This is a genomic window from Sulfitobacter sp. HI0129 (assembly GCF_001635395.1).
Classification (GTDB): domain Bacteria; phylum Pseudomonadota; class Alphaproteobacteria; order Rhodobacterales; family Rhodobacteraceae; genus Sulfitobacter.
In genome coordinates this window covers 1-4,974 of the sequence record NZ_LWGH01000851.1, presented here as the reverse complement: position 1 = coordinate 4,974, position 4,974 = coordinate 1, and the positions used below count along the sequence as shown (strand labels likewise).

General features: G+C 62.7%; 6 protein-coding genes. 4 read left to right on the top strand and 2 right to left on the bottom strand.

Annotated features, from left to right (window positions below):
* Nucleotides 1-369: FAD/NAD(P)-binding protein (locus A3764_RS20030; protein WP_201722480.1), on the bottom strand; the 369-nt coding region annotated here is incomplete at its 3' end.
* Nucleotides 370-517: 148 nt separating this feature from the next.
* Between A3764_RS20030 and A3764_RS20025 the strand changes: the two genes are divergently transcribed.
* Entirely contained in the window at nucleotides 518-1,483 is a 966-nt protein-coding gene (locus tag A3764_RS20025; protein WP_067924857.1) for an NADPH:quinone oxidoreductase family protein, read from the top strand.
* A 16-nt stretch (nucleotides 1,484-1,499) separates the two neighbouring features.
* Here A3764_RS20025 and A3764_RS20020 read toward each other — a convergent pair whose 3' ends face one another.
* Entirely contained in the window at nucleotides 1,500-2,477 is a 978-nt protein-coding gene (locus A3764_RS20020) for a DMT family transporter (RefSeq protein ID WP_067924854.1), read from the bottom strand.
* A 104-nt stretch (nucleotides 2,478-2,581) separates the two neighbouring features.
* Here A3764_RS20020 and A3764_RS20015 point away from each other — a divergent pair, with 104 nt between their 5' ends.
* The 3 genes from A3764_RS20015 to A3764_RS20005 all read left to right on the top strand — a co-directional run bounded on the left by A3764_RS20015 (nucleotide 2,582) and on the right by A3764_RS20005 (nucleotide 4,863).
* On the top strand, nucleotides 2,582-3,106 hold the full coding sequence (locus A3764_RS20015) for a CoxG family protein (RefSeq protein WP_067924851.1): 525 nt from the start codon (nucleotides 2,582-2,584) through the stop codon (nucleotides 3,104-3,106).
* Nucleotides 3,107-3,175: 69 nt separating this feature from the next.
* Entirely contained in the window at nucleotides 3,176-4,105 is a 930-nt protein-coding gene (locus A3764_RS20010; RefSeq protein WP_067924848.1) for an ABC transporter ATP-binding protein, read from the top strand.
* Entirely contained in the window at nucleotides 4,102-4,863 is a 762-nt protein-coding gene (locus A3764_RS20005) for an ABC transporter permease (RefSeq protein ID WP_067924846.1), read from the top strand. Before A3764_RS20010 ends, A3764_RS20005 begins: the two co-directional genes overlap by 4 nt.
* Nucleotides 4,864-4,974 lie beyond the last annotated feature (111 nt).

Below are 4,974 nucleotides of genomic sequence, written 5' to 3'. Positions count from 1 at the left end.
CCGGTGGCCGCGTTCCTCCGCCAGATCGGCCAGACGCCCCAACTGGCTGCGCAGATAGGCGCCCAGCAGGATGCGCGGGAAGAAATGCCTTTCGTGAAGGTCATCCTCAGAGATGCCCAGATGCGACAGCACCGCATCCGGCAAGCCGGTGATCCAGTCCAGCAGGCTTTCGCAGATCGGGGGCACCTCGATACTGGCGATATTCGCAAGCAGGACGGAATCGGTCTCCTCCGGGCGGAAGGGCATGCCTGTACCGCTCATCTCCTCCCGCTCCAGCACGGTGATCGACAGCCCCGCGGGACGGTCCAGCAATGCGGCAATCGTATAGAGGCTGGTGGGGCCGGAACCGACGATAACGACTTCGAACATGAACTGATCCGGACCCTGTATATGCACAGCGCCATCTGCGGCGCGTGCTTCACGGTCAAACCGTGACGTGGCTGGACGGGTTCCGAAGACCCTTGCCATCAGTGCCCGATTGGGGCCTTTTGCGCGCGAATATGCAAAGGAGTTTAAGATGCGGGCGATGCGGGTCACGGGCTATGGCGAACCACTTGCAATGCAGAGCCTCGAACTGCCGGTGCCAAAGGCGGGCGAGGTGCTGGTGCAGGTCGAAACCTGCGGACTGAACTTTGGGGACCTTCTGCTGATCAAGGGCACCTATCAGGAAAAGCCCGCGCTGCCCTTCACCCTCGGGATGGAATTGGCCGGTACGGTGACCGCGCTGGGCGATGGTGTGACGGGGCTCGAGGTGGGGCAGCGGGTCGCGGCCTATTCCGGGTTCGACGGTCTGGCGGAATATGCGGCCCTGCCTGCCGAAATCTGCGTGCCGATCCCCGACAGCATGTCGATGACCGATGCGGCGGCCTTTCTGGTGGCCTATGGCACCAGTCACGTCGCGCTCGATTACAAGGCGCATCTGAAACCGGGGGAGCGGCTGCTGGTGCTGGGCGCCTCCGGCGGTGTGGGCCTGACGGCGGTGGAACTGGGCAAGGTTATGGGGGCCGAAGTGGTCGCCGTGGCCCGAGGCGCCGAAAAGCTTGAGGTTTGCCGCGCGGCAGGGGCCGATCATCTGCTGGATTCCGAAACCGGCGATATCCGCGAATTCGTCAAATCGCTCGGCGGGGCCGATGTGGTCTACGACCCGGTGGGCGGTGATCAGTTCAAGGCCGCCCTGCGCGCCTGCAACCCAGAAGCGCGGTTGATCCCGCTTGGATTTGCCAGCGGTGACGTGCCGCAGGTGCCCGCCAACATTCTGCTGGTCAAGAACCTGACGGTGCTGGGGCTTTACTGGGGCGGGTATGCCCGCCTGCGGCCCTCCGTCCTGACGGACAGTTTCACGCAGCTGTTCCAATGGTACGACGAAGGCCGCCTGAAACCCCATGTCAGCAACGTGCTGCCGCTGGAGCAGGCAAACGAGGCGCTGGACCTGTTGCGCCGTCGCGAAGCCACCGGAAAGGTCGTGATCGAGGTTTCCGCCTGACGTACCTGCTCCGGGGTCAATGCGGTATCGTATCGGTGTGGGTGACGTAGCGCGCCTTCTGCCGTTCGCGCAGGAACACGAACAGCCCCGAGCCGAGGATCAGCGCGATGCCCACCCAGACTTCCCAATCGGGGATGTCGCCGAAGACCGCGAAGCCCCAGAATACCGCCAGCGGTAATCCGACGTATTCGAAGGGCGCGACGGTGGCCGCATCGCCGATCCGGTAGGCTTGGCTGAGGCAATAGCCCACGATCGCCGAATTCGCCCCCAGCGCAACGAAGACCCAACCGTCCCCCGGGGCGGGCCAGACCCATGCCCGCAACAGGAACTCCAGCGAGGCGGAGCCGCTTTCGGGGGCAAAGCGCCCGTCGCCCGCCACCACGTAGAACAGGATCGAAACGACGATGAAGGCGAGCTGGATATAGACCGACAGCGCCGATGCCTTTGACGCCACCCCCAGCTTGCGCGTCATCAACTGGTTGAGCGCATAGGTCAGCGCGGCCACCACCGGCAGAAGCAGCACGATGCGGGGCGCTTCCAGCGCTTCGCTCCCCGCCCAGGGGCGCTGCATGATGAGAACCCCCATAAACCCCACCGCCACGGCGGTGAGGCGAACCGCGCCCACCTTTTCCCCGAGGATCGGGATCGACAGCAGCGTGATGAAAAGCGGCGCCGCGAAGAAAAGCGCCGTGGCATCCGCCAGCGGCAGGGCGGCGAGCGCGAGAAAGAAGGTCATGTTCGCGATGACGACCAGCAGACCGCGCAGCGCATGCAGCATCGGCCGCCGCGTCTTGAGGATGCGGAGGCCGCCCTCCATCTGCACGATAACCAGCGTCAGCAGGATGCCGATGCCAGAGCGCGCGAAGACGATCTGGTGCAGCGGGTAGCCGCCTGAAAGCTGCTTGATCAGAAGGTCATTGACGGAGATTGCGAGGATGCCCAGCAGAATGAAGAGGATCGCACGCCCCGAACGGGGATCGGAAGAGGAGGTCATGCCGCCAGACCTACCACCGGTGCCGGGGCTGTCCATCGCTTTGTCGTTGGAAGCTCCCCGGCGATTACGCTAGGTTGGCCCCAACCCGAACGGAGGAACCCCCCATGCAGATGTCCGATACCCGCCAGATCGCAGCCAGCCCCGCAGAGGTCTATGCCGCTTTGCTGGACCCTGGCATGCTGCAGAAATGCGTCCCGGGCGCAAAGGACGTGAGCGGTTCGGTCGAAGAAGGCTATGACGCCACCGTAGTGCAGAAGGTCGGGCCGGTGAAGGCGACCTTCAAGGGCCATGTGACCCTTTCCGATCTCGTTCAGGACGAGGCGCTGAAAATCACCGGCGAGGGCAAGGGAGGGGCCGCGGGCTTTGCCAAGGGCAGTGCGGAGGTGAGGCTGACCGAAAAGGATGGCGGTACGGAGCTGAGCTACGAGGTCGACGCCAAGGTCGGCGGCAAGCTGGCGCAGCTTGGCAGCCGCATCATCGACGGTTTCGCCAAGAAGATGGCCGATCAGTTCTTCGACAATCTGCAGACATCCCTCGAAGGCGGTACAGAGACCGCCGAGGGGGAGCCCCCCACAGAAAAGCTGGACGACGAGAAAAAGCGGCGCTGGTTCGGCAAGAAGGACAGCTGACGTCGAGGCAACTGCCTGTTCCTGTCGCGCCATCGCGTGTAGCTTCCGCTCAATTCAACGGAGACGGCCATGCCCCCCATTCTGGACATCCGCGGCCTGCGGAAATCATACGACGATGGGTTCGAGGCCCTGAAAGGCGTCGACCTGCAGATCGAACGGGGCGAAATCCTCGCGCTGCTGGGGCCGAACGGGGCGGGCAAGACCACGCTGATCTCTACCATATGTGGCATCACCATGCCCTCGGCCGGGACTGTGACGGCGGAAGGCCATGATACTGTGGCGGACTACCGCGCGGCGCGGTCGCTCATCGGGCTCGTCCCGCAGGAAATCAACCTCGAACCTTTCGAGAAGGTGATCAAGACGGTCCAGTTCTCGCGCGGGCTGTTCGGCAAACCCGCCGATCCCGCCCATATCGAGAAGGTGCTGCGGCAACTATCGCTCTGGGACAAGAAGGACAGTCAGATCCGGGCACTGTCGGGCGGCATGAAGCGCCGCGTGCTCATCGCCAAGGCGCTGGCCCATGAACCGCGTATCCTGTTTCTGGATGAACCCACGGCGGGCGTGGACGTCGAACTGCGCAAGGACATGTGGGAGATCGTCGCAGGGCTGAAGGCGGACGGCGTGACCATCATCCTGACCACCCATTATATCGAAGAAGCCGAGGCCATCGCCGACCGCATCGGCGTCATTGCAAAGGGCGAACTGCTGCTGGTGGAGGAGAAATCCGCGCTCATGGCGCGCATGGGGCAAAAGCAGCTCGAAGTGCAGCTGACCGAGCCTTTGGACGCTATCCCGGAGGCTTTGCAATCGGACAAGCTGAGCCTGTCGCCGGACGGCAGCGCGTTGATCTACACCTACGACACCCGCGGCGAGCGGACCGGGATCACGCAGCTTCTGTCCAAGGTCGCTGCCGAAGGGCTCGTTCTGCGTGACGTGGTGACCCGCCAGAGCAGTCTGGAAGACATCTTCGTCGGGCTTGTTCACGAGGATGCAGCATGAACTGGACTGCCGTCAAATCCATCTACATTTTTGAGATGACGCGCTTTTTCCGCACCATCGCGCAGAGCATCATCTCTCCGGTGTTGTCCACGTCGCTCTACTTCGTGGTGTTCGGCGCCGCCATCGGCAGCCGCATCGACGAGGTCGAAGGCGTCAGCTACGGGGCTTTCATCGTGCCGGGGCTGATCATGCTGTCGGTCATCACGCAGAGCATCTCCAACGCGTCCTTCGGCATCTACTTTCCGAAATTCATCGGTACGATTTTCGAGCTGCTTTCCGCGCCGATCAACTTTCTGGAGATCGTGCTGGGCTATGTCGGCGCCGCCGCGACGAAGGCGCTTTTCATCGGGACGATCATCCTGATCACCGCCTTCTTCTTCGTGGACATCTCCATCGCCCATCCCGTGGCAATGGTGGCCTTTCTGATCCTCACCTGCATCAGCTTCGCGCTCATGGGGTTCATCATCGGAATCTGGGCGGGCAACTTCGAGCAATTGCAGCTTGTTCCGCTGTTGATCGTCACGCCGCTCGTGTTTCTCGGCGGGTCGTTCTACTCCATCTCCATGCTGCCGCCGGTCTGGCAGGTGATCTCAATGTTCAACCCGGTGGTTTATCTGATCTCGGGCTTCCGCTGGGCATTCTTCGACACCGCCGATGTCCCGATCCTGACCAGCCTTCTGGCCATCGGTGCCTTCACGGCGATCTGCCTCGGTCTCATCTGGTGGATTTTCAAGACGGGCTGGCGCATCCGCGAATGAGCTTTGGTCTGTCGCCTTGTTTGGCCGTAGGGGGCGCTCTATGTGGGGGAGTATGAGAAAATGGCTCCCCTTCATTAAATCTGGCCCGACCGTCGCCATCATCCGCATGGC